This window comes from Chromobacterium sp. INPA-IVC (assembly GCF_059047085.1).
The window spans coordinates 121,922-148,720 of the sequence record NZ_JBTNLS010000011.1; the positions used below are offsets into that span (position 1 = coordinate 121,922).

A 26,799-nucleotide genomic window follows, 5' to 3' on the forward strand; every position below is an offset into this window, starting at 1 on the left:
CGCCCTCCAAACGATCAGACGCCTCCCCTCAGCATCCTGACGCCCGCCCAGGCGAACACCAGCGCCAGCGCGCCATGCAGCCAACGTCTCGATCTCAGATAGGCGCGCCGCGCGGCCGCGGCGGAAAACAGCAGCGCATAGGCTGAGAACACGCAGACGGCGATCAGCGCGCAGCCCGCCACCACCTGAACGCCATGCCCGCCGCCGCCCGCGGCGGGCGCCGCCAACGACACCAGCGATAGCCAGACCAGGATAGCCTTGGGATTGCCCAGATGCATCAGCAGGCCCCGCAACAGCGCCTGCTTGTGCGACAGCCCGGCCCATCCCTGTCCGGCTTTCGCGGCATCGCCCGCGCAAACCGCCTGTCGGGCCGACTGCCAGGCCAACCATAGCAAATAGACGCCGCCGATCAGCTTCAACATCCATGCCAGCGCCAAGCTGTTCCGCATCAGCTCCGCGAATCCCATCGCCGCGAACGCGCCCCAGCAAACCGAACCCAGCGCCACGCCCGCCGCCAGCGACAGGGCCCGGCTTCTCCCCTGCTCCATCGCCACGCTCATGATGGCCAGATTGCTGGGCCCCGGGCTGGCCGTCCCGACCAGATACACCGCGAACGCCGCGGCCATATTGGCATCCATCCACGCGACTCCCATCTTTTCTCCAGATAATCTGTATGCGGCGCCTCTCGCCGCTTTCCGGCATTCTCCAGCAACCACGGGACATTATGCCAAATTGCTATCCGTTCCTGTAAATATACAGCGGCATCTGTACTGATATTTTCATCATTGCCTGTTCATTGTTTGTACTGATGCTCAGCAGTAAAAATAGCCATCTTCATAGCGTGGTGGCAGCCATGTCCAAGCCTGAAATCAAACCCATCCCCATCAAGATCCATCCCCGGCTCACCAGCGGCCGCTTCAACAATGTCCGCGTCGGCATGGTGGTGCTGACGCAGCTGGCCTTCTTCGGCATGCCCTGGCTGCAGTGGAACGGCCGCCAGGCGGTGCATTTCAATCTGGCGGAGCATCATTTCCTGATCTTCGGCATCAGCCTGTGGCCGCAGGACTTCATCTATCTGGCGGCGCTGCTGGTGGTGTCGGCGCTGGGGCTGTTCCTGTGGACCACGCTGGCCGGCCGGCTGTGGTGCGGCTACAGCTGTCCGCAAACGGTGTACACCCAGATCATGATCTGGATAGAAAGGGCGATCCAGGGCGACCATAACGCCCGCCGCAAGCTGGACGCGTCGCCGATGAGCGTCGGCAAGTTCGCCAAGAAAGGCTCGACGCAAGCGGTCATGGCCGCGTTTTCCTTGTGGACCGGCCTGACCTTCGTCGGCTACTTCACGCCGATGCGCGAGCTGGCCACGCTGCAGATGGGCCCGTGGGACCTGTTCTGGACGCTGTTCTACGGCGGCTTCACCTGGCTGATGGCCGGCGTGCTGCGGGAGAAGGTCTGCCTGCACATGTGCCCGTACGCCCGCTTCCAGGGCTCGATGTTCGACGACCACACTCTGGTCATCTCCTACGACGCCAAGCGCGGCGAGCCGCGCGGCAAGACCCAGGCCAAGAGCGAGGCGCAGACCAAGGGCTGCGTAGATTGCGGCATCTGCGTGCAGGTCTGTCCCACCGGCATCGACATCCGCAACGGCCTGCAATACGAATGCATAGGCTGCGCCGCCTGTATCGACGCCTGCGACCAGGTGATGGACAAGCTGAAATCGCCGCGCGGGCTGATCCGCTACACCAGCGCCGAAGCGCTGCAGGGCAAACCGGCGAAGAGCGGCCCGTCCTTCCACCGGCCGCGCATCGTCATCTATTCCTGCCTGCTGGCCGGCACCATCACCCTGTCCACCACCGCGCTGGTGCTGAAGAAACCATTCAAGGTGGACGTGCTGCGCGACCGCGCCAGCCTGGTGGAGCAGTCCGACGACGGCCTGCTGCAAAACCGCTACAGCCTGCGGGTGATCAACACCACCGAGCAGCCGCAACGCTACGTGGTGACGGTGGAGGGCCTGCCCGGCATCCGGATGGAGAAGCCCGGCCAGGTGATCGAGGTGGACCCCGCGCAGACCGAGACCGTGCCGGTACGCGTCCAGGTCGAGCCGGAAAGCGCGCCGCGCGGCTCGCATCGCATCCACTTCGTGATACGCTCGCTCAACGATGACGTTTCCATAAGGGAAAAATCCAGCTTCATCGGCGAGTAAGCCGGCTCAGGAAAACAATATATGAACAAAACCGGCCAATTAAGCCAACGCTTCCGCCATGCGATAGAGCAGGGCCATCTGCGAGCTGGCGACCGCATGCCCTCGCTGCGCAAGGTGTGCCAGGACCACAAGATCAGCATCACCACCGCGCAGCGCGCCTACGCCGAGCTGGAAAAACTGGGGCTGATCGAGTCGCTGCCGCGCTCCGGCTTCCGCGTGCTGGCGCGCAGCAGCGCGCTGCCCAGCAATCTGCCGCTGAACAGCGACGGCAGCGGCATCCGCATCGAACATCTGACCAGCGCGCTGCCCATGCCCTGGGGCTGCCCCTACATGAACCCGGCGCTGATCAACACCACGCCGCTGAACCGCGCCCTCACCCGCGCGCTGCGCGACTACCGCTACGCGCTGTCCGGCAACGCCAGCACCGGCTACGAAGGCCTGCGCCGCGAACTGACGCTGCGCTATCTGGCCCAGGGCGTGGAGCTGGACGGCGACGAGCTGCTGGTCACCTGCGGCGGCATGGAGGCGCTGAGCCTGGCGATACGCGCGGTGACCAAGCTGTCCGGCAGCCAGGCGATGCTGGTGCTGACGCCGGCCTTCCCGGCGCTGTTCGACCAGCTGGACCAACTGGGCATCACCGTGCACACGCTGGCCACGCCGCCCGGCCAGCCGCTGGATCTGGAACGGCTGGAGCAGCTGATCCTCCAGCACCAGCCGGCCGGCATCCTGGCGATGGCCAACTTCCAGCATCCCACCGGCCTGACGATGAGCGACAACGACAAGGCCGCGCTGCTGGCGCTGGCCGACCGCCACCGCCTGCCCATCATCGAGGACGACACCTACCGCGAGCTGTATTTCGGCGAAAGCGCGCCCTTGCCGCTGAAGGCCTACGACCAGAAAGGCAGCGTGCTGTACTGTTCCTCGTTCAGCAAGTCGCTGGCTCCCGGCTACCGCGTCGGCTGGATCGCCGCCGGCCGCTACCGCGACAGCATCCTGGGCCTGAAGCTGTGCAGCTCGCTGTCCACGCCGCTGCCCAGCCAGATGGCGCTGGCCAGGCTGCTGTCCGGCGGACAGCACGAGGACATGCTCAGCCTGCTGCGCAGCCGGCTGCAGGCCAACTGGCTGGCGCTGAGCCAGCAGCTGTCGGTCCAGTTGCCGGCCGGCACCCGCCAGATCACGCCTCAGGGCGGTTACTTCCTGTGGCTGGAACTGCCCGAAGGCAGCGACTGCCGCGCCCGCCTGCCGGCCGCGATGCAACAGGGCATCCACTTCGCGCCGGCGCCGCTGTTCTTCCGCGACAGCCAACCGCGGCTGAATGCGATGCGGCTCAACTTCAGCTTCTACGATCCGCTTCAGCAGCACAACGGCGTGGCGATGCTGGCCTCGGTTCTGGCCGGCGAGAACGCCTGACTCCGGGGCGGGCCCGCGCCCGCCCCTCGCCTCATACGTGCAGCAACAGGAAGCGGCGCTCCCATGGGCTGATCACGTCGAAATACTCGCGGTACTCCGCCTCCTTGATAGCCGCATAGGTTTCCACGAAGTGCCCGCCGAATAGCTCGGCCAACGGCTGGCAGCGCAGCAGCATGTCGATGGCGTCGTCCAGATGGCGCGGCAGCTGGTGCGGCTGCTCGTAGGCACTGCCGGACAGCGGCTCGGATGGGTCGATCTTGTCGCGCATGCCCAGGTAGCCGCAAGCCAGGCTGGCCGCCATCGCCAGGTAGGGATTGACGTCCACGCCGGCCAGCCGGTTCTCCACCCGCCTCGCCTCCGGATCGGAGTGCGGCACCCTCAAGCCGCAGGTGCGGTTGTCGTAGCCCCAGCTGAGATTGATCGGCGCCGAGGTGTAGCGGCTGAGGCGGCGGTAGGAATTGACATAGGGCGCGAAGAACGGCATCGCCGCCGGCAGGTAGCGCTGCAGGCCGCCGATGAAGTGCAGAAAGGCCGGCGACGGCTGGCCGTCGGCCAGGCTGAAGATATTGCGCCCGCTGGCGATGTCCACCACGCTCTGGTGCATGTGCATCGCGCTGCCGGGCTGGCCCTGCATCGGCTTGGCCATGAAGGTGGCGTACATATTGTTGCGGATCGCCACCTCGCGCACGGTGCGCTTGAACAGGAACACCTGGTCGGCGAGCTGCAGCGGATCGCCGTGGTCCAGGTTGATCTCCATCTGCGCGGTGCCCATTTCATGGATCAGCGTGTCCAGCGCCAGGCCCTGCGCCTCGCACCAGTCGTACATCACGTCGAAGATATCGTCGTATTCGTTGACCGCGTCGATGGAAAAGCTCTGCATTCCCGCCTCGGTGCGGCGGGTGCGTCCCACCGGCGGCCGCAGCGGCAGGTCCTCGTCCGGCTGGATTTCCACCAGGTAAAACTCCATCTCCGGCGCGATCACCGGCTTCCAGCCCTGATCCTCGTACAGCTTCAGGATGCGTTTGAGCACATTGCGCGGCGCCAGATCCACCGCCTCGCCGCCGAAGCTGTAACAGTCATGGATGATCTGCGCGGTGGGCTCCTTGTTCCAGGGCACCGGGCGCAGCGTGCTGAGGTCGGGCAACAGCTTCATGTCGGGGTCGGCGACGGAGGTGAAGTCGCGGTCGGGGTAGTCGCCGGTCACTGTCATCGACAGCACCGCTTCCGGCAGGCGCAGTCCGACGGCCGGGTCGTATTTGTGGCGCGGCACGATCTTGCCGCGGGCGAGGCCGGTCATGTCCGGAATCAGACACTCCACCTCGGTGATATGATGTTCGTCGAGCCATTGATTGATGAGATGGGCACTATCCATAAATCCTCTGTCAGCTGTGTTTGCCCGAGCTTCCCAGCCTGCGGGCGTGATGGGTCAGGGTGTGGCGGCGCGCGGCCTGCAATAGAAACAGACTGCGGTCCGCCAGCAGCGGCCTATCGGCCGCGGTGGAAATGAGATGGGTTGTTGGCCGGCTTAACCGGTGGTTTTGCTGCAAGATCATCGTCCTTTCGTGATAAAGATTTGGCAAAATCGCGTTCAATATTTTCAACGCTTCGCCCATCCTAGCCAGCGTTCTTCCCCGCCGGCAACGGGCTGCGGGCCCGCGTCGTCATTTTTAGTCAACAATAGGACAAACAACGCAACAGGACGGCAGCGTCAAAGTGCATTAGAATTAAGCGATATGGATACCCACGTTCAGGCAGACGCCGCCCCCCTCGCTCCTCCTCCCCGCCGACCCCGCCGCTGGCTGCGCTGGCTCGCCGCCGCCTGCGCGCTGGTGCTGGCCTTCTGGGCCTTTCTCGGCCTGATCGCGCCTCATTTGCTGCAAAAGGCCGCCGCCGACTGGGCGCGCAAGCATGGCCGCCAGCTGGCCATCGCCGAAGTCCGCATCGTGCCGTGGAGCATGGAGCTGACGCTGGACGGCGTGGCGCTGCGCGAGGGCGACGGCAAGCCCTTGTTCCAGGCCCGCCGCATTTACTTGAACGCCGCGCTGTACGCGGTGCTGATGGGCCGCTGGCAAGCCAGCGAGTTCCTGCTGGACAGCCCTGAGCTGTGGCTGGAGCGCAATCAGGACGGCCTGTGGAACTGGGCCCGCTTCGTCGCCGACGTTTCCGGCCCGCCCAAGCTGGAAGACGGCACCGCGCCGGAAAAGTTGCCGCGCCTCAAGCTGGACGCGATCAATCTGCGCAACGGCCAGATCCGCATCAGCGATCACCTGGCCGGCCAGCACGGCAACTTCCGCCTGATGCCGATCAATCTCAGTCTGAACGACCTGACCACGCTGGAAGAAAACGGCCGCTACACGCTGCACGCCGAGATGGAAGGCGGCGGACGCTTCGATTGGCAAGGCAGCATGCGGCTGCAACCGCTGCAATCCAGCGGCGAGGCCCGGATGCAGGGCCTGCCGCTGGCATCGGTATGGGACTATGTCCGCCCCCACTTCGCCACGGCCAAGCCTGAAGGCGAGCTGTCGGTCAATGCCCGCTACCAGTTCGACATGAGCGGCGCCTCGCCCGATCTGACCGTCTCCTCGCTGAGCGCCAACCTGAAAGGCCTGAAGCTGCGCGCGCCGGCCGGCGACGGCATGCTGGATCTGCCCGAACTGCGCGTGGATGGCGGCGCGCTGGACCTGTCGCGCTCGCTGCTGACCGTGGCCAAGGTGGAGCTGAACCACGGCAAGCTGGCCGCCAGCCGCGATGCCGCCGGCCAGCTGGACTGGCTGCGCGCGCTGCCACCGGCCAAACCGGAAGACAAGACGGCCAAGCCAGCCAAACCTTCGCCGTGGATCGTCAAGATAGACAATCTGCGCTTCAACGACTGGCACGCAGCCTGGCGCGACCAGACCTTTGTCCGGCCTATGCAGCTGGAAACCGCAGTGCCGCGGCTGCAAGGCAAGCTGTCGCTGGACCCCGACCACGGCCTGAGGCTGGATGAAGCCGGGCTATCCCTTTCGGATCTCAGGCTCGCCGCCGCCGGCGGCATGCCCTGGCTCAGCCTGGACAAGGCCGAGCTGGAACCCACGCTGATCGATCTGAAGCAGCGCAGCATCCAGCCCGGCGGCATCTCGCTGGACGGCCTGCAAGTCTCCTTGCAACGCGAGCGCAACGGCCAGCTGCAACTGCAGCAGCTGCTGGCCCAGCGGCCGCGTCCCGCCGCGCAACGCGCGCCCGGAAACGAAGGTCCGGGCTGGAAGCTGGCCTATCCGGCGGTGACACTGGAAAACGGCGCGGTCGGCTGGCGCGATCTCAGCCTGGGCAAGCCGCTGGAATACAGCCTGAAGCAGCTGGGCGGCACGCTGGAGCTGAAGAGCGGCGACCAACTGGCGCTGGACCTCGCAGGCCGCGTCGGCCCCGGCAAGCTCGCCGCCAAGCTGGACATCGACGCCGCCTCGCCTTCCGCCCGCGGCACGATACGGCTGGACGCGCTGCCGGTGGCTCCGCTGGCGCCGTACGCGCTGGCCGGCACGCCGCTGAAGCTGTCCGGCGGCGCGCTCAGCGCCGACCTCAAGCTCAATGCCGCTTCCGCCAGCCGCTGGAGCCTGGGCGGCCAGCTGAAAGTGGCGAAGATGGCGCTGCAGGAACCCGGCGAGCCGCTGCCGCTGCTGGGCTGGAACACGTTCTCTCTCAGCCAGTTGCAGGCGCAAGGCATGCCGCTGAAGGTTTCCATCAACGACGTTCGCCTGGACCAGCCCCGCGCCCGCCTGATCCTGGACCCTCAGCGCAGCCTGAACTGGCAGAAGATCTTCGCCAAGCGGCCGGCCAAGCCGTCCAGCGGCAAAAGCGGGCCGCTGCCGCAGGTGGACGTGCACAGCATCCATGTGCAGAACGGCGCGGTGGAATTCGCCGACCACGGCATGACGCCCGACTTCGCCACCCGCATGCATCACCTGCGCGGCAGCATCCAGAACCTGTCCACCCGCACCGGCAGCCGCGGCCGCATCACGCTGGACGGCGCGGTGGACCAGTACGGCGAGGTCAAGGTGCGCGGCGCGCTGTCGCCGATGTCGCCCACCGACAGCACCGACATCCTGCTGGACTTCCACAACCTGGCGCTGAACAACCTGAATCCGTACTCGATGAACTTCGCCGGCTGGCAGGTGAAGGACGGCAAGCTGTCGCTGGAACTGCGCTACCTGCTGGACCATCGCCAACTGAAGGGCGAAAACCGCATCGTGATCGACTCCATCCAGCTGGGCGACGAGCTGAAGGGCGACAAGTCGCCGCACCTGCCGCTGAAGCTGGCGGTGGCGCTGCTGGAAGACAGCGACGGCCGCATCGACCTGGACCTGCCGGTGGCCGGCAGCCTGGACGATCCGCAATTCAGCTACGGCCAGCTGGTATGGAAAGCCATCGTCAACGTGGTCACCAAGGTGGTCACCGCGCCGTTCCGCGCGCTGGGCGCGCTGTTGGGCGGCGACGGCTTCGACGACATCCGCTTCGTCGCCGGCGAAGCCCACGTCAGCCCGCCCGAGCGCGAGAAGCTGGACAAGGTGGCGGCGCTGATGGCCAAGCGGCCGAAAATGCAGCTGGCCATCGCCGGCGGCTACGCCGACGAGGACGCCAAGCAACTGGCCCGCGCCCGCGTCGACGCCGCGGTGCTGGCCGCCGCCGGCCATCCGCCGATGGACGACGAGCCGCTGGCCACCTTGGACCTGAAAGACGCGCAGACCCAGTCGGCGATCAAATCGGTCTACGGCCAGCGCATCGGCCGGCTGAAGCTGCTGGGCCACACGCTGAAGCCGGGCGGGCCGTCGGGCGCCGATCTGGCCAAGCTGCTGCGCGATGAAATGCTGGCGGCGGAGAAAGTCGGCGCGGCCGACCTGGTCAAACTGGCCAAGTTGCGCGGAGACAACGCCCGCAAGGTGATGCTGCGGCATCAGCCGGAACTGGCGGATCGCATCGCGCTGGACGAGCCGAAGAAGACCTCGGCCAACCGCGACGGCGTGGAGCTGGCGGTGAAAATCAGCGCGAAATGACCCGCCGGCGCCGTGTCCGGAGTACAATCGGAAACGGCGCCGGAACACAACAACTTGCGTTTCACCCCATAACGGCGTAACAACATATAGTGTGCTACGCCATTTTTCATGCGCAGCCGGCCATGCCATCGTCGTTGAACACCGTTTCAGAAGGATGAGCGTTCCATGCAGCAGGAAAACATCGCCGCCATGGCGGAACAAGACATCTCCCGCGAGGTGTTGCTGGAGAAATACGCCAAGAACGGCGAGCAAAGCGTCAGCGAAGTCCGCCACCGCGTCGCCCGCGCGCTGGCCGAATTGGAAAAAGACCCGGCCCGCTTCGAGCCGCTGTTTTTCGAGGCGCTGGACCACGGATTCATACCCGGCGGCCGCATCAACTCCGCCGCCGGCACCGACCTCAGGGCCACTCTGATCAACTGCTTCGTCCAACCGGTGGGCGACTCGGTCTCCGAGACCGAGAACGGCAAGGCCGGCATCTACCAGGCATTGCTGCAGGCGGCGGAAACCATGCGCCGCGGCGGCGGCGTCGGCTACAACTTCTCGCGCATCCGCCCGCGCGGCGCCCGGGTCAAGGGCACCAACAGCCGCGCCTCCGGCCCCGTCTCCTACATGCGCGTGTTCGACCGCAGCTGCGAGACGGTGGAGTCAGCCGGCGCGCGCCGCGGCGCGCAGATGGGCGTGCTGGACGTCAGCCATCCGGACGTGGAGGACTTCATCCACGCCAAGGACCAGGGCGATCTGCGCAACTTCAACATCTCGGTCGGCGTGTCCGACGACTTCATGCGCGCGGTGGAGGCCGACGCGGACTGGCAGCTCACCCACGCGGTGGAGCCGATGTCCGACGCCTTCCCCGACAGCTTCCGCCGCGAAGACGGCCTGTGGGTGTACCGCACCGTGCGCGCCCGCGAGCTGTGGCGGCAGATCATGGAGTCCACCTATGACCACGCCGAACCCGGCGTGCTGTTCATGACCCGCATCAACCAGGACAACAATCTGTCCTACTGCGAGGTGATCGAGTCCACCAACCCCTGCGGCGAGCAGCCGCTGCCCGACTACGGCTGCTGCGATCTTGGCTCGGTCAACCTGACCCGCCACGTGCGCGCGCCGTTCGGCGACAAGGCCCATTTCGACTTCAAATCGTTCGAGAAAGTGGTGCGCACATCGATCAGGATGCTGGACAATGTGCTGGACCTGACCGTGTGGCCCTTGCCTGAGCAGGAGCGCGAGGCGATGAACAAGCGCCGCGTCGGCCTCGGCTTCACCGGCCTGGGCGACGCGCTGATCATGCTGAAGATACGCTACGACAGCGAGGAAGGCCGCCGCTTCGCCGCCCGCATCTCGGAGAGCATGCGCGACGCCGCCTACGACGCCTCGGTGGACCTGGCGATCGAGAAAGGCGCCTTCCCGCTGTTCGACGCCGAGAAATACCTGGCCGCGCCGCACTGCGCCAGCCGGCTGCCGGCCAAGATCCAGGCCCGGATACGCAAGCACGGCATCCGCAACTCCCACCTCTTGTCCATCGCCCCCACCGGCACCATCTCGCTGGCCTTCGCCGACAACGCGTCCAACGGCATCGAGCCGCCGTTCTCGTGGTTCTACACCCGCAAGAAGCGGATGGCGGACAACTCGCAGCAGGAATACCTGGTGGAAGACCACGCCTACCGCGTGTGGCGGATGCAGGGCGGCGACACCGCCAAGCTGCCGGACTACTTCGTTTCCGCGCTGGAAATGAGCGCGCTGGACCACATGCGCATGGTGGCCGCCGTCGCGCCCTATGTCGACACCGCCATCTCCAAGACTGTCAACGTGCCGGCCGACTACCCGTTCGAGGACTTCGAGAGCCTGTATCTGGAAGCTTGGCGCAACGGCCTGAAGGGCATCACCACCTACCGCCCCAACAATGTGCTGGGTTCGGTATTGTCGGTGGAGCCGGCCCAAAGCGCCGCCGCCGCACCGGAAGACCTGTCCGGCGCCGCCAGCGACCCGGACCGCCGCGTGACGCTGAACACCGCCCCGACCCCAGCCTTGTCCAGCCTGAAGTGGCCGAACCGCCCCAAGCTGAAGGAAGGCAACCCGTCGTGGACCTTCATGGTGGAAGGCGACGCCGGCGATTTCGCCGTGGTGGTCGGCCACATGGAAAACGGCCGCGCCCAGCCTTTCGAGTGCTGGGTCAACGCGACGGATGAGCAACGCGGCCTGTCCGCCATCGCCAAGACGCTGTCGATGGACATGCGCTGCCGCGACCGCGCCTGGCTGGCCGCCAAGCTGGACGCGTTGTCGCGCGCCAACGGCGACAAGCGCTACCGCTTCACGCTGGGCGACAAGACCATACACGCCACCTCGGCCGCCGCCGCGCTGGGCCAGGTGGTGCTCCACCGCGTCGAGCAACTGGGCGCGCTGCGGCTGGAGGAAGGCGAAGCCACGCCGGTGATGGACGCGCTGTTCGCCCGCAAGGAGCCCAAATCCGGCAGCGACGGCACTATGAGCTGGTCGGTGGACGTGGTCAACCCGCAAACCGGCGACGACTTCGTGCTGTTCGTCAAGGAACTGGTGCTGCCCAACGGCCAGCGTCGTCCGTACTCGGTATGGCTGGCCGGCGCCTACCCGCGCGAACTGGACGGGCTGTGCAAGATGCTCTCCCTCGACATGCGGGTGATAGACCCAGCCTGGATCGGCCTGAAGCTGCGCAAGCTGCTGAACTACGCGGAGCCTCAGGGCGACTTCTTCGCCCGCATCCCGGGCATGGAGAAATCGCAGAGCTGGCCATCCACCGTCGCCTATCTGGCGCGGCTGATCATCCACCGCTACGCGATGCTGGGCGTACTGACCGAGGAAGGGGTGCCGGTGGAGGAAATGGGGGTGATGGCGCCGGAGCAGAGCGACCTGTTCGCCCAGGAAGCGCCCGCCGCGCTGAAACAGCTGGCCGGCAAGGCTTGCCCCGAGTGCGGCAACCACGCGCTGATCAAAAAGGACGGCTGCGAGTTCTGCACCGCGTGCGGACACGTGGGGGCCTGCGGCTGAGCCCAGCAGCCCAGAACCTGTAGCTTCCAGTTGTGAGCGGCATAAGCGGCGACTAAAGACTTTCCGCTTTCGCTGTAGCATTACAACAATGCCCTACGATCTTTTGACCGTGGGGCATTTTCTTATTGGCGATGGTTTTTTCTCACTAAGCAAACTCGACAATTCATAAAGATCAGCCGAGCTGGCTGCTAGTGTTCCGGCTAGCGCTGGCGAAGCAACTGGGCGCCAAGGCTCATCTACGGATGGTTGAGTTCGAGCATTGCAATCCAATGCCTGAATCAAGCCGGAGCACGAAGCGGCTCCGGCTTGAATGGATCATGAGGCCTCGGCCTCATGACACACAGCTTCTATGTTATGCCCGTCGGGGCCGATAACGAAGGCAGCGTAGTAACTCTCATGGTACTGAGCGCGCAGGCCCGGCGCGCCATTATCCATGCCGCCGGCCGCAAGGGCTGCGCGATGGAAGGCCTCTACTTGCTGGCGATTATCGGCGCTAAACGCCAAGTGGAGATGCGCCGGGTTCTCCTCGGGTTCTCGACGAATACACAGCGATGAAAGGCTGTCAGGGCGGCAAAGCTCGACGCCGAGCGGCCCATCATGCACCACGGTGACGCCCAGCGGTTCGAGCGCCTGGATGAAAAACGACCTGCTCGCCGCATAGTTGCGTACTCCGATTACGACATGGTCAAACATGCATTCTCCTGAGCTGTTAAACCTCGAGAGCAGCCGAACAGGGTTTATACGGACATGCAGGTCCATATATCAGTTGATATTGCCGACGTCCAATACTGCGCCCAAGCCCCCCCCAAAACCACCATCATAAACCTGTCCGCATGATACCCCTCAATCCACCCGCTGCCATGGCGACGTCATCCGCTCCCCGCAGCCTACGATTTTTACCCATAAGCAGCGACGCTCATGGAGTCAAGTCGCTGCAATCATCCCAGACTGCTCGATCCGCTTTCGATAACCTGTCGGCGCCGCCGTTAGACTCCAAGGAGTCCGTGCGTGATGCGGCCCGACTGGCTAAAGCCATAATGTCATTTTTCATATAAAAACAAGATACCAATATCTTGATTTGTTTGAATGAAAGCCTTATAGCTGGCATATCCGTCCGTGATCACCCCCTAACCTTGGACCTTCCATGAAAACAACAACATCCATCCGTCTGACCCTGCTCCTGGCAACCATCGCGCTGCCCAGTCCGGCGCTGCGCGCGGAAACCTTCAACCTGGACCTGGGCTCGATCATCAAGGACGGCATCCATAAAGCGCTGCAAGGCGACAACGCCAATACCGGAGCCCCTGCCGCCGGTTATCCCGCTCCCGGCAAATACTATGGTTCCGACGCCGAGTTCGAGCGCGCCATCACCATCCAGGCGGATGGCCGATTCGAGCTGGAAGCGCTGCAGAAAGGAAACGCCCTCCCGCGGCATGCCGGATCGGGAGCAGGCAAGCTGGCTTCGACGGATGGCAAGCAATGGACCTACCGCGAGGACCGTTGCTCGCTGACCCTCATCCCGCAGGCGTCCGCCTTGCAACTCAAGACCGAACGCTGCGCCGGCGTTTTCGGCGATGTGCCTTTCGATGGGCTGTATCAGGCGGGCGCCAAAAAGACGCAGGTTGCGGCCAAGGACAAGCGCCTGGCGGCGCAGCTCAATTGCCAGCGGCTGAACTTCGGAGAAAATGGCATCGCCTCCCTGCTGGGCAAAGCGACCCGCCAGCCGGAAAACACGGTATGGGACCAGGAGCTGGCCTTGCCTGACGGCTATGCCTTTGGCGGCCTGCCAATCCGCTCGGTCAAGCTCTCCGAAACCGATGGCGGCTTCCTGGCGCTGTTCGTGGACGGCGACGCGACGGCGATCCAGGCGGCGATCCAGGCGGCGATCAAAAAAGCCCGGCTCAAGGGCGACTACAGCGTGGCGCTGTTGCGCACGGTGGGAGGCCCCGCCGGCTACCCCTTCCCCGGCAAGCGGACCGGCCAGCCTTATGTGCATTGCCAGAGCAAGCAGACGATGAGCGGAGAGTATTGAGCGCAGCCTTGCTGGCTCCGTTCCGGGCCGCTCCGCCATGCCGATGCGTCCCGGCCCCTCCTGTCCGCCCTTCCCTCCCTCTTCCAGGCGGCGCCTTTGCGCGCATGTCCGCGCGCCCAAAAACTGTCCTTAAGAACAGATGCAATCGCCAGTTCGGCTTCTATATTGACGGCTATCCCATAAGTATCAATCAAAACAATTACATAAAATACTTTTCTTCTTAATACCAATTCGGCATCGCGCTCCTGACCGACGCGCGTTTCGCCGCCTCCGTGTTTCCGGACCGCCGCTTGCGGCCCCGCCTCTGTTTGATGGCCCTGCCATTCCCTCTCCGTCGCATCCCTGCGCGTCGAGCGCCGTCGTCATGTCCGCGCCAGAAGCGGGCATGCCCAAACCATTACAACTTGATGTATCCGATACCTACTCAGGAGCAAGATCATGAATACTCGTCGCATCTCTCGCTACGCGCTGCTCGCGTCGGCAGTCATGGCCGCCGGCCTTTTCTCCTCCGCGGCGCTGGCCGCCAGCCAGCCCGCTTCCCGGGCCGTACGGGCGGCCGTGACCGCGGCGGTCGCCCCCGTCGTCACCAAGACCTACAGCGTGATCGTCAATACCGATGGAACGCTCGCCGCGGGTCCGGCCGGCGCCAGTTCCGACAACTTCGGCGGCAATTACGGCTACTTCGAAGTGCTTTTCCCGAGCGACGTCTCGAAATGCGTGTATACCGCGACGCTGGGCGACCCCTCGCCGACCTTCCCCGCGCTGGGCTTCATCAGCGTGACGCTGCGCAGCGGCAATCCCAACGGCGTTTTCGTACGAACAGCCGATACCACCGGCACGGCCAACGACCACGCCTTCCATTTGCAGGTGCAATGCTGAGGAAAGTAAGGGCATGAAACGCTGAAACGCCGGACCGCTCGCGCGGTCCGGCGCCGTTTCAGCCCCGGCTGCGGATGCAGTTGATGTAGGAACCGCCCTGCAGCATATTGATCAAGCCGACGCTGTACTGGGGCTCCACCGCCAGACTGCCGTCGGAGCGCCACAATACGCCATGTTCGGCGATATATTGCTGCGTAACGTGGAGGGAGCCGTGCATCACCAAATTGCGCCGCCGCATATTGGAATTGCTTCGCTCCAGCCCATCCAGCCACAGCGACAAGCCCTGGCTGCCGAAATAGGTTTCGGAGGCGCGGCACACGCCCAGGCAGGACAAATCTGAGTCCGCTTCATTGGAAAAGGCGCTGGCCCGCAGCAGATTGGCGTCCAGATCATGTCCTCGGCCATGCGCGACCAGAAAACGCTGCACGCTGGCCTCCAGCGTGTCGAACACGAACAGCCGGCTTTCCGTCGACGGCAAGCCATAATCGACCACCGCCCAGTACAGCAGGCTGGCGCGGGGATGCAGGCTTCTCTGCACCGCCACCATGTCCAGCACCGCCGAATCCGGCAGCCCCTCGCTCCGGCTCAGCGGCAGCAAAATGTCTTCCAGCGTTCCCACATCTTATCCTTGCCTGCTATTGGACTGCCCGCGCCTTGTCTCCGCCGGAAAATGATTATCACTTGGCGGACAGTTAATCCTAGGCAGGCCCGGATGGGGTGGCAAGGTGGCGCGGCGTCTTGAATCCCGACACCCTGCGCCCATCTTGTCAGGACTGGCGCGCCGGAAACCCGGCCGGCTACCATCAATACGGACCGCCCGTCGGCCCCGTCCGCGTCGGCAACGAACAGGAAGGCATCTCGATGAAGTCTCTCGGCAAGAAAGCATCCGGCCCCAGGCTGGAAAAAATGCAGGCGTCGCCGCTTTGGTCCGGCAGCGGTTTCCGCAATGTCTACCCTATCGATCCCGCCCTGCGCGACCCGTCGGCAACCATGCCGTCCCTGCGCGACTTCCTGTGCGGCGGCGAACGCCGGGCGCCCTCCGCGCCGCTGCCGGCCGACAACCCGCTGGATGCCTGGCGCAAGCCAGCCCAGTCAGGCCTGCGCGCCACCTGGCTCGGACACTCCACGGTGCTGATCGAAATCGACGGCCTGCGCCTGCTGACCGACCCGGTATGGGGCCCCCGCGCCTCTCCCACCCGGCTGGCCGGTCCCAAGCGCTTCCAGCCGGTGCCGATCAAGCTGAAGCAGCTGCCGCCGCTGGATCTGGTGCTGGTATCCCACGATCACTACGACCACCTCGACTACCCCACCATCCGCGAGTTGGCCAAGACCGACGTCCCCTTCGTCACCGCGCTGGGCGTGGGCGCCCACCTGGAGGCCTTCGGCGTGCGGCCGGAGCGGATCACCGAGCTGGACTGGTGGGAAAGCTATCATCATCCCGATTCCGACCTGACCGTCACCGCCACGCCCTCGCAACACTTCTCCGGACGCGGCCTGAAAGACCGCAACGCCACGCTGTGGTCGTCGCTGTCCATCCGCAGCGCCCGGCATTCGGTGTTCTTCAGCGGCGACACCGGCCTGTCGGGGCAATTCGCCGAAATCCGCGAGCGCATGGGGCCGTTCGATCTGGTGATGCTGGAAGTCGGCGCCCATCATCCCGCCTGGGGCGACATCCATCTGGGGCCGGACAATGCGCTCAAAGCGCTGGACCTGCTGGGCGGCGGCGCCTTCCTGCCGGTGCATTGGGGCACCTTCAACCTGGCGATGCACGCCTGGGACGCGCCGGCCGAATCCCTGCTGGCCAGCGGCGAAAAAGAGAATGTCCGGCTGATGATGCCGCGGCTGGGGCAAGCGGTGGAGCCGGCTCATGCAGAGCGCGCCCATCCCTGGTGGCGCGAGGTGGACAGCGTGGCGGCTCCGCCTGCGCCCATCGCGGCGGAAGCGGATGCGCCGCTGCCGAAATCGATGCCCTGGCCTCTGGACTGACCCACCCAGGCCGCCGCCGCGCGGCGGCCTTTCTCCCCCAACCAAGCCCCGCAGTTCCGGGCTTCCCGCTTCTTTTAATCAGCGCCTTCCACAATCAATCCAATACCTTTGCTCAAAATCAAAAGCGAGCGACCATTTTCTATTGAGTTTTTACTCTATCTGGGTATATTTGGGAATTGCTGACAAATGTTGGCGTTTTTATAAACCATTTAATATGTTCAGCCATTCAAAACATCAGAATGCTGCGCAACCCGGGAGTCCGCTCATGATGAAAACGTTTGCCGCCCTCTCCGCGCTAGCCGCCGCCGCGGCCGGTATCGCCAGTCCAGCCGCCCAGGCCGGCGCCTTCGCGCCCTATGTCGACATGACCTTGTGGCCGACGCCGCAGATCGACAAGCTGGGCGTCAATCAGGGCATCCAGCAATTCACCCTCGCCTTCGTCGTCGCCAAGGGCGGCTGCTCGCCCTCTTGGGGCGGCGTGCTGGCCATCCCTGGCAATAGTTCCGATCAACAACTGAGCGCCATCCGCAGCGGCATCAATAATTTCCGCGGCAAGGGCGGCGAAGTGATGGTGTCCTTCGGCGGCGCCAACGGCACCCCGCTGCAGCAGGCCTGCACCACCAACGCCAGCCTGCAGACCGCCTACCAGACCGTGCTGGATACCTACAATCTGTCCCGCATCGATTTCGACATCGAAGGCGGCGCGCAAACCGACACCGCCGCCAACAATCGCAACTTCGCGGTGGTGGCCGCGCTGCAGAAGAACTACAAAGCCAAAGGCAAGACGCTGCATGTATCGCTGACCCTGCCGGCCATGCCCTTCGGCCTGACTCAGGATGGCCAGCGCGTGCTCGCCTCCGCGCTCGCCAACGGCGTGGCCCTGGACGCCGTCAACATCATGGCCATGGACTACGGCCAATCCAACCCGAACATGGGCGCGGCCGCCAAACAGGCCGCCCAGGCGCTGTATGGCCAGATCGACGCCGCCTACAAGGCCCACGGCCAGACGCTGACCGATGCCCAGCTGTGGCAAAAAGTGGGCGTCACGCCCATGGTAGGCCTGAACGACACCCAGCCGGAAACCTTCACCGTGGACAACGCCAAGGATCTGTACGGCATGGCCAACAGCAATGGCGTCGGCCTGCTGTCGATGTGGTCGATCAGCCGCGACAAGTCTTGCCCCAATAACGGCCACTACGTCGACGCGCAGTGCTCCGGCATCGTGCAGACGCCTTACGCCTTCAGCAATGTGTTCAAGGGCTTCAAAGACCACTGGGGCAGCGGCGTCACCCAAGATCCGAATTACGGCGGCGGCGACAACGGCAATGGCGGCGGGCCGGTGAACGGCCAGCCGTGGTCGTCGGGCCAGGTCTACAACACCGGCAATACCGTCACCTACGCCAATGCCACCTGGAAGGCTCAATGGTGGACCCAGGGCGACGTGCCCGGCCAGGCCTCGGTTTGGCAGCAACAGGGCGGCGGCCTACAGCAATGGTCCGCCAGCGCGGCCTATTCCTCCGGTGCCTGCGCGCTGTACCAAAACAAGAAGTACTGCGCCAAATGGTGGACCCAAGGCAATCTGCCCACCGCCGGCGATCCGTGGGCGCTGTCCAACTGAGCGGACGCTCCGCGCAAAAGCCAAGCCGGGCATATGCCCGGCTTTTTTTGATTCCTCCCGATCTAGCCCGCTATATCCGGCTCCACCAACGCCGCCAGCTGCTTCAGCGACTGCTGCCAGCCCAGATAGCAATTCTCGGGCGGGATCGCGTCCGGAATGCCTTCCTGGACAATGGAAAGGTCCGTGCCGCAGGACAGCGGCGCCAGCGTGATGATGGTGGTCATTTCACCGGGCAGGTTGGCGTCGTCGAAACAGTCGGTGTAACGGATGCGCTCGCCCGGAACCAGCTCTAAGTAACGGCCGCCGAACGCATGTTTTTGGCCGCTGGCGAAAGCGACGAACTCCATCTTGTAGCTGCCGCCGACGCGGACATCCCGCTCCAGCACTCGGCAGACGAAGCCCTCCGGCGGCAGCCATTTGGCCAGCGCCAGCGGATCGATGAAGGCGCGGTAGACGCGCTCCGACGGCGCGCTCAGCACGCGGTGCAGACGTATCGTGTTCGGCATGGCAGGCTCCTTGTCGGCGAGAAAACAGACTCTGAGGCACCATAGCACATCGGCATTGCGCTATGACCCCAGATCCCGCTCCATCTGCCAATCGAACGGCTCCAGTTCGATCTGCGGGCCGTGCAGCCAACGCGCCGGCACGCAGCCGCAGCGCTCGTAGAACGACACTGTCTCAATGGCCGAATGCGATGAGACATACAGCCGGCCCGCGCCCATGGCCCTGCCTCCGGCCATGCACTCCCGCATCAACTCGCGCCCCAGTCCGCGGCCGCGCCAGCGGGCGTCCACCTGCAATTCCTTTAATTGCCGGTATTCGCCATCCGGCCCCAGCGGCTCCGGCGAGATGGCGGCGAAACCGGCCAGGCTTTCGCCTTCCATCGCCGCCCACACCTGCCCTGCGCCCGCCATCGCCGCGAGTTCGCGGCACAGCGCCCGCCGCTCGTCCGCCGACCAGTCGTCGATGAAGGGCTCGGCCGCGATGCGCCTGTCGCCAGGCCCGCCGCGATATACCAGCGTTACGTCCTGTCGGCGCTGGAAACCATCCAGCCAATCTTCGCCGATATCGGCCGCGCTCAGACGAAGGATTGACCAAGGGGAAGAAACAATGGTTGCGGAAGCGGACAGTTTCATGGCGGGCAGACAGGATCAGGACATTGCCATTATGCCAGCGAAACGGGCCGCCCTCGCGAGCGGCCCGTCTATCACGGGATTTACAGGCTGGGGAAGGCGAACTGCGACGCCTCGTGGCTGGCGCGCTGCGGCCAACGCTGGGTTATTGCCTTGCGCCGGGTATAGAAACGCACGCCATCCGGGCCGTAGGCATGCAGGTCGCCGAACAGCGACCGTTTCCAGCCGCCGAAGCTGTGGTAGGCCACCGGCACCGGCAGCGGCACGTTGATGCCCACCATGCCCACCTCCACCGTGTCGGCGAACAGCCGCGCCGCCTCGCCGTCGCGGGTGAAGATGCAGGTGCCGTTGCCGTATTCGTGGGCGTTGATCAGCGCGATCGCCTCTTCCAGGCTGTCCACCCGCACCACGCACAACACCGGGCCGAAGATTTCTTCCTGATAGATGCGCATCTGCGGCGTCACGCGGTCGAACAGGCAGCCGCCGAGGAAGAAGCCGCCCTCGTGGCCCGGCACCGCGATGCCGCGGCCGTCGACCACCAGCTCCGCGCCGGCCGCCACCCCATCGGCGATATAGCCGCTGACCTTGTCCAGATGCGCGCGCGTCACCAGCGGGCCCATATCCAGGCCCGGCGAGGTGCCCGGCCCCACTTTCAAAGCCTTGATCTGCGGCGTGAGTTTGGCGATCAGCGCGTCGGCCGCGCGGTCGCCGACGCAGACGGCGACCGAGATGGCCATGCAGCGCTCGCCGCAAGAACCATAGGCCGCGCCCATCAAGGCGTTGACGGTATTGTCGAGATCGGCGTCCGGCAGCATCACCGCGTGGTTCTTGGCGCCGCCCAAGGCCTGCACCCGCTTGCCGCGGCGGCTGCCCTCGGCGTAGATGTATTCGGCGATGGGCGTAGAGCCGACAAAGCTGACGGCCTTGACCTCCGGCGCCGCCAGCAGCGCGTCCACCGCCTCCTTGTCGCCATGCACCACGTTGAGCACGCCACGGGGCAAACCGGCTTCATGCAGCAGACGGGCGATCAGCAGCGTCGAACTGGGATCGCGTTCCGACGGTTTCAGGATAAAGGTATTGCCGCAGGCGATGGCCAGCGGATACATCCACAGCGGCACCATGGCAGGGAAGTTGAACGGCGTGATGCCGGCCACCACGCCCAGCGGCTGGAAATCGCTCCAGGCGTCGATATTGGGGCCGGCGTTGCGGCTGTACTCGCCCTTCAGCAGCTCCGGCGCGGCGCAGGCGTACTCCACATTCTCGATGCCGCGCTTCAGCTCGCCGGCGGCGTCTTCCAGCGTCTTGCCATGCTCGCGGCTGATCAGCGGCACGATCTCGGCCTCATGCCGCTCCAACAGCTGCTTGAAGCGGAACAACACTTGCGCCCGCTTGGCCGGCGGCGTGTCGCGCCAGGCCGGAAACGCCGCCTGGGCGGCCGCCACCGCCTGCGCGACCGTGGCGGCGTCCGCCAATGGGACGTCGCCGATGGCTTCGCCGGTGGAGGGGTTGAAAACCGGCGCGCGGCGGCTGCCGCCGTCGCAAGCCTCGCCGTGGATCAGGTGTTGCAAAGTCGTCATTTCAGGATCTCGTTTTATTGGTGACAATCGTTTCAGGCCAGCTTGGCCAGCGTCTCGCCGACGGCGTCGAACAGGCTGTCCAGCTCCTGCGGCGTGGCGGTGAACGGCGGGCCGAACTGCAGCGCATCGCCGCCGTAACGGACGTAGAAGCCCTTGCGCCACAGCGCCATCGCCGCCTCGTACGGCCGCACGATGGCGTCGCCGCCGCGCGGCGCGATCTGCACCGCGCCGGCCAGCCCGCAGTTGCGGATATCGACCACATGCGGCAAGCCTTTCAGGCCGTGGATGCCGCGCTCGAAATGCGGCGCCAGCTCGGCGGCCCTGGCCACCAGGTTTTCGTTCTCCAGCACGTCCAGCGCCGCCAGCGCCGCCGCGCAGGCCACCGGATGGGCGGAATAGGTGTAGCCGTGGGCTAACTCCACCGCGTACTCCGGCGTCGCCTGCGCCATGAAGGCGTCGTAGATCTCGGACGTCGCCACCACCGCGCCCATCGGCACCGCGCCATTGGTTAGCTGCTTGGCCAGATTCATGATGTCCGGCGTCACGCCAAAATAGTCGGCGCCGAACATCGAGCCGGTGCGGCCGAAACCGGTGATCACCTCGTCGAAGATCAGCAGGATGCCGTGCTGGCTGCAGATTTCGCGCAAGCGCTGCAGATAGCCCTGCGGCGGCACGATGACCCCGGCCGAGCCAGCCATCGGCTCCACGATCACCGCGGCGATATTGGACGCGTCATGCAGCTCGATCAGCCGCAGCAGGTCGTCCGCCAGCTCCGCGCCATGCTCGGGCAGGCAGCGGCTGAAGGCGTTGGCCGACAGCAAGGTGTGCGGCAGATGGTCCGCGTCCATCAGCGGGCCGAACATCTTGCGGTTGCCATTCATGCCGCCCAAGCTGGTGCCGGCGATGTTGACGCCATGGTAGCCGCGAGCGCGGCCGATCAACTTGGTCTTGGATGCCTGCCCCTTCAGCCGCCAGTAGGCGCGCGCCATCTTCACCGCGGTGTCGGCGCACTCGGAGCCGGAATTGGTGAAAAACACGTGGTTCAGCTCGCCCGGCGCCATCGCCGCCACCCGCTCGGCCAGCTTGAACGACAGCGGATGGCCAAACTGGAAGCCAGGCGAATAGTCCAGCGTCGACAGTTGGCGGTAGGCCGCCTCGGCGATCTCCTTGCGGCTGTGGCCTGCGCCGCAACACCATAGGCCGGACAGACTGTCGAAGATGCGGCGGCCGTCGGCGTCGGTCAGATAATTGCCCTCGCCGGCGACGATCATGCGCGGATCGCGCTGGAAATTGCGATTGGCGCTGAACGGCATCCAGTGCGCGCGCAGATCGAGATTGGAGAATTCGGAACGGGTGGTGAGCGGGTGGTTCATCGCAAGCCTCGCAGGCGGGAATATGGACACAGAATGCGCCGGACATTGCGTGAGTTAAATGCTATCTTTCTTATGTTTAGATTCTATATATCTCAACTTAAATGAACCGCAAACCGGCGCTGGGCCAAGTCAGCGATTTTGATATCCGGCTGCTGCGGCTGTTCCGCACCGTGGCCGAGTGCGGCGGTTTCTCCGCCGCCGAAGGGGTGCTGGGCATCAGCCGCTCCGCCATCAGCCTGCAGATGGGCGATCTGGAAAAACGGCTGGGCATCCGGCTATGCCAGCGCGGGCGCGCCGGCTTCGCCCTCACCGATGAGGGCCGCGAGGTGCTGCGCGCCAGCCAGACGCTGTTGGCGGCGCTGGAAGACTTTCGCAGCGAGGTGAACCTGCTGCACCGCCAGCTGCGCGGCGAACTGAACATCGGCATCATCAACAACCTGGTCACATTGCCCAAGATGCGCATCACCCAGGCGCTGCGGGCACTGGCCAAACAAGGGCCGGACGTGCGCATCAATATCGGCATGATGACGCCCAACGACATCGAGACCGGGCTGATGGACGGCCAGCTGCACGCCGGCGTGGTGCCGCTGATCCAGCCCTTGTCCGGACTGGACTACCTGCCGCTGTACGACGAACGCTCCCAGCTTTACTGCAGCCGCGAGCACCCGCTGTTCAGCCGGCCGGACGACGCCCTGACCGAGGCGGCTCTCGCCGCCGCCGACGCCGTCGCTCCCGGCTACCGCCTGCCGCCGCAGGCCCAGGCGCTGCAACAACGGCTCAAACCCATCGCCACCGCGTCCGACCGCGAAGGCATCGCGTTTTTGATCCTCACCGGCCGCTACATCGGCTATCTGCCCGAGCACTTCGCCGCCAGTTGGGTAATGCAAGGCCTGATGCGCCCATTGCTGCCGGCAGCCTGCCATTACGACGCGCCGCTGGCGCTGGCGGTGCGCAAGGGCCGACGCGCCAACCTGGTGCTGGAGCGCTTTTTGCAGGAACTGGAGCGCACGAGCTGATCCCGCGAAATCAAGGGATGAACTGGCAGATTCGCGCGACCAAGCGCTCCAGATCGTCTTTTTTGTACTCCAAGGTGGGTTCGAGATAGAATTTGCCGCCGCGAGACTCCGCCACCAGCCACCGGCCGAACGAAAACAGGCCGAACAGACGCCGCCCCCGCCTCAGGCTAACGGACGCGATATCCTCCAGCGGCACTCTCCATCGCAAGGCATCGCCTCGAAGCACGGACAAGCCCCGCTCATCGAACACAATGCGCGCCGGCTTGAGCCTTCTGCCTGAAAACCGCCCCAAGATGCTTATTTCCGGAACCATCCGCATTCCTCGCGACGCGCTCGCCGCTCAAGCCAGCCACAGCAGCGCGATGCCGAGCGCCGCCGGCAAAGCCTGCACGAACAGAATGCGCCGGTTGACGGTGGCGGCGCCGAACACGCCGGCTACCAACACGCAAGCCAGGAAGAACAGCTTGATCTGGAACCCGAACGCGCCCTGCCACAGCCCCCAGGCCAGGCCGGCGGCGAGGAAGCCGTTGTACAAGCCCTGGTTGGCGGCCAGCACCTTGGTGTCCCGCGCCCGCTCCTGCGTCAGGCGGAAGATCTTCATCCCCAGCGGCTTGTCCCACAAAAACATTTCCAGGATCAGGAAATAGACGTGCAGCAACGCCACCAGGGCGACGACGATGTCGGCGGCCAGACTCATGGCGTCTCCCCTACCGGGATGGATCGAAAAAGGTTATCGGACATGGTTCCCCCTTGGAAAAAGCCGGACTTCGCTAAAGTCCGGCCTTAACTGCATATTGCGCCAAAGGGAAAGCCATGCCAACCGGGCCTCATGCGGCGTCGGGCGGTTCCTCCGGCGGTTTCTCCGGCGGCTTGGCGTTCACCAGCCGCGGGCGGCGGTAACCGTTCTTCTGCTTCAGCGTCGAAAGCAGGAAACGGGTATACGGCTGGTTGCAGATTTCGCCAAACAAGAAACGCAAAGTCGCCTCGTCCGGCGTCGCGCCGCCGCCGGCCTGCAGACAGGCGGCCGCGTTGGCCACCACCTTGTCGGCCTGCTGGCGGTGAGGGTCGTCCTCTTTCAGTTCCAGCTTCTCGTTCAGGTTGAAAATCGCCTCCACATCGGCCAAACCCAATCTGGCCAGGCTGGCGCCGTGGTCGCTGAAATAGCGCCAGACGATGGCCTGGCTGCTCAAACGCAGGATGAACTTGAATGGAAAGCCGGTGCGGATGGACAGCAGTACCGGATCGGTGCCGATCAATTGCTCAATGGAATTGACGCCCTCGGCCGCCATCCCGGCGGCGATGTCGGCGGTCACCCCTTCCAGCTTGATCAGCTGGTCGCTGTTCTGATCCTGCTCGCTGGCCCCGAAGCTGCGCGATGCCAGGCGTCGCAGCAGTTTCATCAGCACATCCATGGGAAAAGCGCCGATGGCGAAGGCCACCACCGTCTGCAAGGCAGACACCGCGTGCGCATCGGCGCTGGTGGCGGCGCTCATCGCCGCGCCTATCGGGATGGCCAGCGTCATGCGCAGCGCGTACCAGTAAACGTCCGCCACGTTCAGGCTGCGCCGCCGCACCGCCGTCACCATGTCGCTGACGACAAACAGATAAGCGCCAGCGATGGACGCCACAATGATCAGATTGTTCACCAACAGCTTCAGCTTCTCCATTTCCGCCAACGCGTACAAAGTGACCATGAGCAAAATGGCCACCTGCAACAGCGCCAGCGGCATGATGAAAGCCGAGCGGCCGTAATGCTCGCGGTAAATTCGCTCGAACAGGCTATCTGCCGCCGCGTCCGCTTCGCCTTTCCTCTCCGGCGGCAACGGCCACTCCTTCAACGCCGGGATCCTGTCGGTGCGCGGCTGCCAGAATTGCCGCAGGTAAAAGACCAGCGCGCCGTTGTTCAGCCGGTTGCGGAACTCCTCGTAGCGCGCCCCCCAGCCGACCACCAGAAACCGGATCAGCGGCGCGGCCGCCAGGCCGGAAACCAGCAGCATCAATGTGATGTAGCCGCTAAGGGAAAGGGTGGAAAACTCGCTCGCCACCAGTTGATACGCCAGGCCCACGCCAGCACCGTCCAGCAGCAGCAAACATATCCAGATGCCGTGGTACTTCGAATCTTTCATGGCCTCATCCTCCGCCGGCGGAATCGGCTTTCAGATTAGACTCTGATGAAAAAATCTCATTTAGTACTAATAACTAGCGCGTTCCACCCTCATGCGCCGCCAGCAAGGCCGCCAGTCCGGCGAGAAAAGCCTGCGCCCGGCGCGACAGATGCCGCCAGCTGAGGTAGGCCAGATGCGCCGGTATCACCTCCACCAGCACTCTCCTTTCCAGGTGCGCGGCCACATCGAAGCGCGGCACCTGGATCAGCCCTGGCGGCATCATGCGGAAGGCCAACGCGACATCATCCACCGCTTCGGCCGCTTTCCCCACGGCAACCGGATACCCGTCTGTCCCGCCACGCCGGAGGTACCCGCTTTTCTGCGCGACGGCGGCTTCGCCGGCTGACCGCCAGGCGCGACGCCTGCAGAAAAAGTGGATTCGCATCGCCGATTGCGCCCATAATCTCGAAACCTTCACCTGATCAGCATTTCACCGGCCATCGCGCCGCCCTTTGCCGCTCTCCCCTCCGCCAGTCATACCTGTCCTTTAGTTCAGGTCCGCTAATGAAGCAGAATGTTCGCCTTGTTGACGCGATGCCTCCCACATAAAATGCTGGTTCTTTTCGGTTTTCTCACTTTCAAGCCCTGCTTCAAGGGCGCTTTCGTTTTGGACAATCGATGGACCTTGACAGCCTCCTTTCCTCCTTCGCCTCCGCCTTCAACCAAGACCAGCGCCTGCTCACCCTGGAGCTGGGCAGCGGACAGGTCGCCGCCGAGCAGCTGCTGCCGCAAAGCCTGGATGGCGAAGAAGGCGTGTCCAAGGCCTATCGTTATCAACTCACCTGCCTGTCCCCCGACGGCGCCATCGAACTCAAGACCCTGCTCGGCCAGTCCGCCCGCATCGGCATCGCCGACGCCCAGGGCCAGGAGACCATCCGCTGCGGCGTGGTCAGCCAGGCCCGGCTGATGGGTTCCGACGGCGGCTTCGCCCAGTACGGCCTGACCATCGAGCCGCCGATCGCATTGCTGCGCCACCGCCGCACCTCGCGGGTGTTCCAGGACTTGAGCGTGCCGGACATCGTCCAGCAGATCGTCCACGAGCACCAGGCGGCCAACCCGGTGTTCGCCCGCGCCCAAACCATCGAGTTCAAGGTCGGCCCGGCGCAGCCGCGGAGCTATTGCCTGCAGTACCGCGAGGACGATTTCAGCTTCATCGTCCGCCTGCTGCATGAAGAGGGTTACGCCTGGCGCTTCGAGCACGTCGACGGCGACGCGCCGCAGGTCAAGCTGGTGGTATTCGACGACGCCTACAGCCTGCCGCCGGCCGAGATCGAGCGCGTGCGTTTCCACCGCAGCGACGCGACGGAAGAAGAGGATGGACTCACCGACTGGAACGCCAGCCGCCAGATCGTCCCCGGC

23 protein-coding genes are annotated in these 26,799 nt (G+C 64.8%); 10 read left to right on the plus strand and 13 right to left on the minus strand.

From position 1 onward, the window contains the following. Positions 1 to 14: 14 nt before the first annotated feature. Positions 15 to 653, minus strand: coding sequence for a LysE family translocator (locus tag ACX17K_RS20460; protein WP_493776203.1), 639 nt, complete (start codon positions 651 to 653; stop codon positions 15 to 17). Between the two features lie 200 nt (positions 654 to 853). Here ACX17K_RS20460 and ccoG point away from each other — a divergent pair, with 200 nt between their 5' ends. After that, positions 854 to 2,203: a cytochrome c oxidase accessory protein CcoG gene (gene ccoG / locus ACX17K_RS20465; RefSeq protein ID WP_493776204.1), complete on the plus strand. Its 1,350-nt coding sequence runs from the start codon at positions 854 to 856 to the stop codon at positions 2,201 to 2,203. Between the two features lie 21 nt (positions 2,204 to 2,224). Next, the gene (locus ACX17K_RS20470) at positions 2,225 to 3,613 is read left to right on the plus strand and encodes an aminotransferase-like domain-containing protein (protein WP_493776205.1); all 1,389 of its coding nucleotides are present in this window, start codon (positions 2,225 to 2,227) and stop codon (positions 3,611 to 3,613) included. A 31-nt stretch (positions 3,614 to 3,644) separates the two neighbouring features. On the opposite strand, the gene ACX17K_RS20475 is transcribed toward ACX17K_RS20470, so the two are convergent. After that, complete coding sequence (locus tag ACX17K_RS20475) at positions 3,645 to 4,985, minus strand: glutamine synthetase family protein (RefSeq protein ID WP_021477177.1); 1,341 nt, start codon at positions 4,983 to 4,985, stop codon at positions 3,645 to 3,647. A 10-nt stretch (positions 4,986 to 4,995) separates the two neighbouring features. Next, complete coding sequence (locus tag ACX17K_RS20480) at positions 4,996 to 5,226, minus strand: hypothetical protein (protein WP_493776206.1); 231 nt, start codon at positions 5,224 to 5,226, stop codon at positions 4,996 to 4,998. 120 nt (positions 5,227 to 5,346) lie between these two features. Here ACX17K_RS20480 and ACX17K_RS20485 point away from each other — a divergent pair, with 120 nt between their 5' ends. Then, positions 5,347 to 8,640 (plus strand): DUF748 domain-containing protein, encoded by a 3,294-nt coding sequence (locus ACX17K_RS20485; RefSeq protein ID WP_493776207.1) that lies wholly within the window; start codon positions 5,347 to 5,349, stop codon positions 8,638 to 8,640. Positions 8,641 to 8,805: 165 nt separating this feature from the next. After that, on the plus strand, positions 8,806 to 11,661 hold the full coding sequence (locus tag ACX17K_RS20490; RefSeq protein ID WP_493776208.1) for an adenosylcobalamin-dependent ribonucleoside-diphosphate reductase: 2,856 nt from the start codon (positions 8,806 to 8,808) through the stop codon (positions 11,659 to 11,661). Positions 11,662 to 11,976: 315 nt separating this feature from the next. Here the strand turns inward: ACX17K_RS20490 and ACX17K_RS20495 are convergent, their stop codons facing one another. Beyond that, a complete protein-coding gene (locus tag ACX17K_RS20495; RefSeq protein ID WP_493776209.1) occupies positions 11,977 to 12,354 on the minus strand; it encodes a VOC family protein in 378 nt (125 codons plus the stop codon). A gap of 451 nt (positions 12,355 to 12,805) precedes the next feature. Here ACX17K_RS20495 and ACX17K_RS20500 point away from each other — a divergent pair, with 451 nt between their 5' ends. Together ACX17K_RS20500 and ACX17K_RS20505 are read left to right on the plus strand one after the other, a co-directional pair. Further along, the gene (locus tag ACX17K_RS20500) at positions 12,806 to 13,693 is read left to right on the plus strand and encodes a hypothetical protein (protein WP_493776210.1); all 888 of its coding nucleotides are present in this window, start codon (positions 12,806 to 12,808) and stop codon (positions 13,691 to 13,693) included. 438 nt (positions 13,694 to 14,131) lie between these two features. Then, on the plus strand, positions 14,132 to 14,572 hold the full coding sequence (locus ACX17K_RS20505; RefSeq protein WP_493776211.1) for a hypothetical protein: 441 nt from the start codon (positions 14,132 to 14,134) through the stop codon (positions 14,570 to 14,572). A 58-nt stretch (positions 14,573 to 14,630) separates the two neighbouring features. Here the strand turns inward: ACX17K_RS20505 and ACX17K_RS20510 are convergent, their stop codons facing one another. After that, a complete protein-coding gene (locus ACX17K_RS20510) occupies positions 14,631 to 15,191 on the minus strand; it encodes a murein L,D-transpeptidase catalytic domain-containing protein (RefSeq protein WP_493776212.1) in 561 nt (186 codons plus the stop codon). 119 nt (positions 15,192 to 15,310) lie between these two features. On the opposite strand from ACX17K_RS20510, the gene ACX17K_RS20515 reads away from it, so the two are divergent. Further along, positions 15,311 to 16,558: an MBL fold metallo-hydrolase gene (locus tag ACX17K_RS20515; protein WP_493776213.1), complete on the plus strand. Its 1,248-nt coding sequence runs from the start codon at positions 15,311 to 15,313 to the stop codon at positions 16,556 to 16,558. A 265-nt stretch (positions 16,559 to 16,823) separates the two neighbouring features. Beyond that, entirely contained in the window at positions 16,824 to 18,176 is a 1,353-nt protein-coding gene (locus ACX17K_RS20520; protein WP_493776214.1) for a chitinase, read from the plus strand. Between the two features lie 62 nt (positions 18,177 to 18,238). Here ACX17K_RS20520 and ACX17K_RS20525 read toward each other — a convergent pair whose 3' ends face one another. The 4 genes from ACX17K_RS20525 to aptA all read right to left on the minus strand — a co-directional run bounded on the left by ACX17K_RS20525 (position 18,239) and on the right by aptA (position 22,259). Beyond that, positions 18,239 to 18,682, minus strand: coding sequence for an SRPBCC family protein (locus ACX17K_RS20525; protein WP_493776215.1), 444 nt, complete (start codon positions 18,680 to 18,682; stop codon positions 18,239 to 18,241). Positions 18,683 to 18,742: 60 nt separating this feature from the next. Then, a complete protein-coding gene (locus ACX17K_RS20530) occupies positions 18,743 to 19,312 on the minus strand; it encodes a GNAT family N-acetyltransferase (protein ID WP_493776216.1) in 570 nt (189 codons plus the stop codon). Between the two features lie 80 nt (positions 19,313 to 19,392). Further along, a complete protein-coding gene (locus ACX17K_RS20535) occupies positions 19,393 to 20,886 on the minus strand; it encodes a CoA-acylating methylmalonate-semialdehyde dehydrogenase (protein ID WP_493776217.1) in 1,494 nt (497 codons plus the stop codon). A 32-nt stretch (positions 20,887 to 20,918) separates the two neighbouring features. Further along, the gene (aptA, locus tag ACX17K_RS20540) at positions 20,919 to 22,259 is read right to left on the minus strand and encodes an omega-aminotransferase AptA (RefSeq protein ID WP_493776218.1); all 1,341 of its coding nucleotides are present in this window, start codon (positions 22,257 to 22,259) and stop codon (positions 20,919 to 20,921) included. Positions 22,260 to 22,360: 101 nt separating this feature from the next. Here aptA and ACX17K_RS20545 point away from each other — a divergent pair, with 101 nt between their 5' ends. Then, positions 22,361 to 23,275: a LysR family transcriptional regulator gene (locus tag ACX17K_RS20545; RefSeq protein WP_493776219.1), complete on the plus strand. Its 915-nt coding sequence runs from the start codon at positions 22,361 to 22,363 to the stop codon at positions 23,273 to 23,275. A gap of 10 nt (positions 23,276 to 23,285) precedes the next feature. Here the strand turns inward: ACX17K_RS20545 and ACX17K_RS20550 are convergent, their stop codons facing one another. The 4 genes from ACX17K_RS20550 to ACX17K_RS20565 all read right to left on the minus strand — a co-directional run bounded on the left by ACX17K_RS20550 (position 23,286) and on the right by ACX17K_RS20565 (position 25,711). Further along, positions 23,286 to 23,588 carry a hypothetical protein gene (locus ACX17K_RS20550; RefSeq protein WP_343481498.1) on the minus strand — a complete coding sequence of 101 codons (303 nt, stop codon included), beginning with the start codon at positions 23,586 to 23,588 and terminating at the stop codon, positions 23,286 to 23,288. Positions 23,589 to 23,615: 27 nt separating this feature from the next. Then, positions 23,616 to 23,972, minus strand: coding sequence for a DUF1304 domain-containing protein (locus ACX17K_RS20555; protein ID WP_493776220.1), 357 nt, complete (start codon positions 23,970 to 23,972; stop codon positions 23,616 to 23,618). A gap of 130 nt (positions 23,973 to 24,102) precedes the next feature. Next, positions 24,103 to 25,401: a hypothetical protein gene (locus ACX17K_RS20560; RefSeq protein ID WP_493776221.1), complete on the minus strand. Its 1,299-nt coding sequence runs from the start codon at positions 25,399 to 25,401 to the stop codon at positions 24,103 to 24,105. A gap of 73 nt (positions 25,402 to 25,474) precedes the next feature. Then, complete coding sequence (locus ACX17K_RS20565) at positions 25,475 to 25,711, minus strand: hypothetical protein (RefSeq protein ID WP_493776222.1); 237 nt, start codon at positions 25,709 to 25,711, stop codon at positions 25,475 to 25,477. A gap of 347 nt (positions 25,712 to 26,058) precedes the next feature. On the opposite strand from ACX17K_RS20565, the gene ACX17K_RS20570 reads away from it, so the two are divergent. Then, positions 26,059 to 26,799 (plus strand): type VI secretion system Vgr family protein (locus ACX17K_RS20570; RefSeq protein ID WP_493776223.1); only part of this gene is annotated, 741 nt, incomplete at its 3' end.

What these genes read in the sequence shown, in the direction of transcription:
- ACX17K_RS20550 (WP_343481498.1), bottom strand. Translation starts at nt 23,588, where the DNA reads ATGGTTCCGGAAATAAGCATCTTGGGGCGGTTTTCAGGCAGAAGGCTC.
- ACX17K_RS20490 (WP_493776208.1), top strand. Translation starts at nt 8,806, where the DNA reads ATGCAGCAGGAAAACATCGCCGCCATGGCGGAACAAGACATCTCCCGC.
- ACX17K_RS20520 (WP_493776214.1), top strand. Translation starts at nt 16,824, where the DNA reads ATGATGAAAACGTTTGCCGCCCTCTCCGCGCTAGCCGCCGCCGCGGCC.
- ACX17K_RS20475 (WP_021477177.1), bottom strand. Translation starts at nt 4,985, where the DNA reads ATGGATAGTGCCCATCTCATCAATCAATGGCTCGACGAACATCATATC.
- aptA (WP_493776218.1), bottom strand. Translation starts at nt 22,259, where the DNA reads ATGAACCACCCGCTCACCACCCGTTCCGAATTCTCCAATCTCGATCTG.
- ACX17K_RS20530 (WP_493776216.1), bottom strand. Translation starts at nt 19,312, where the DNA reads ATGAAACTGTCCGCTTCCGCAACCATTGTTTCTTCCCCTTGGTCAATC.
- ACX17K_RS20480 (WP_493776206.1), bottom strand. Translation starts at nt 5,226, where the DNA reads ATGGGCGAAGCGTTGAAAATATTGAACGCGATTTTGCCAAATCTTTAT.
- ACX17K_RS20560 (WP_493776221.1), bottom strand. Translation starts at nt 25,401, where the DNA reads ATGAAAGATTCGAAGTACCACGGCATCTGGATATGTTTGCTGCTGCTG.
- ACX17K_RS20495 (WP_493776209.1), bottom strand. Translation starts at nt 12,354, where the DNA reads ATGTTTGACCATGTCGTAATCGGAGTACGCAACTATGCGGCGAGCAGG.
- ACX17K_RS20470 (WP_493776205.1), top strand. Translation starts at nt 2,225, where the DNA reads ATGAACAAAACCGGCCAATTAAGCCAACGCTTCCGCCATGCGATAGAG.
- ACX17K_RS20525 (WP_493776215.1), bottom strand. Translation starts at nt 18,682, where the DNA reads ATGCCGAACACGATACGTCTGCACCGCGTGCTGAGCGCGCCGTCGGAG.
- ACX17K_RS20485 (WP_493776207.1), top strand. Translation starts at nt 5,347, where the DNA reads ATGGATACCCACGTTCAGGCAGACGCCGCCCCCCTCGCTCCTCCTCCC.
- ACX17K_RS20545 (WP_493776219.1), top strand. Translation starts at nt 22,361, where the DNA reads ATGAACCGCAAACCGGCGCTGGGCCAAGTCAGCGATTTTGATATCCGG.
- ACX17K_RS20460 (WP_493776203.1), bottom strand. Translation starts at nt 653, where the DNA reads ATGGGAGTCGCGTGGATGGATGCCAATATGGCCGCGGCGTTCGCGGTG.
- ACX17K_RS20555 (WP_493776220.1), bottom strand. Translation starts at nt 23,972, where the DNA reads ATGAGTCTGGCCGCCGACATCGTCGTCGCCCTGGTGGCGTTGCTGCAC.
- ACX17K_RS20535 (WP_493776217.1), bottom strand. Translation starts at nt 20,886, where the DNA reads ATGACGACTTTGCAACACCTGATCCACGGCGAGGCTTGCGACGGCGGC.
- ACX17K_RS20500 (WP_493776210.1), top strand. Translation starts at nt 12,806, where the DNA reads ATGAAAACAACAACATCCATCCGTCTGACCCTGCTCCTGGCAACCATC.
- ACX17K_RS20505 (WP_493776211.1), top strand. Translation starts at nt 14,132, where the DNA reads ATGAATACTCGTCGCATCTCTCGCTACGCGCTGCTCGCGTCGGCAGTC.
- ccoG (WP_493776204.1), top strand. Translation starts at nt 854, where the DNA reads ATGTCCAAGCCTGAAATCAAACCCATCCCCATCAAGATCCATCCCCGG.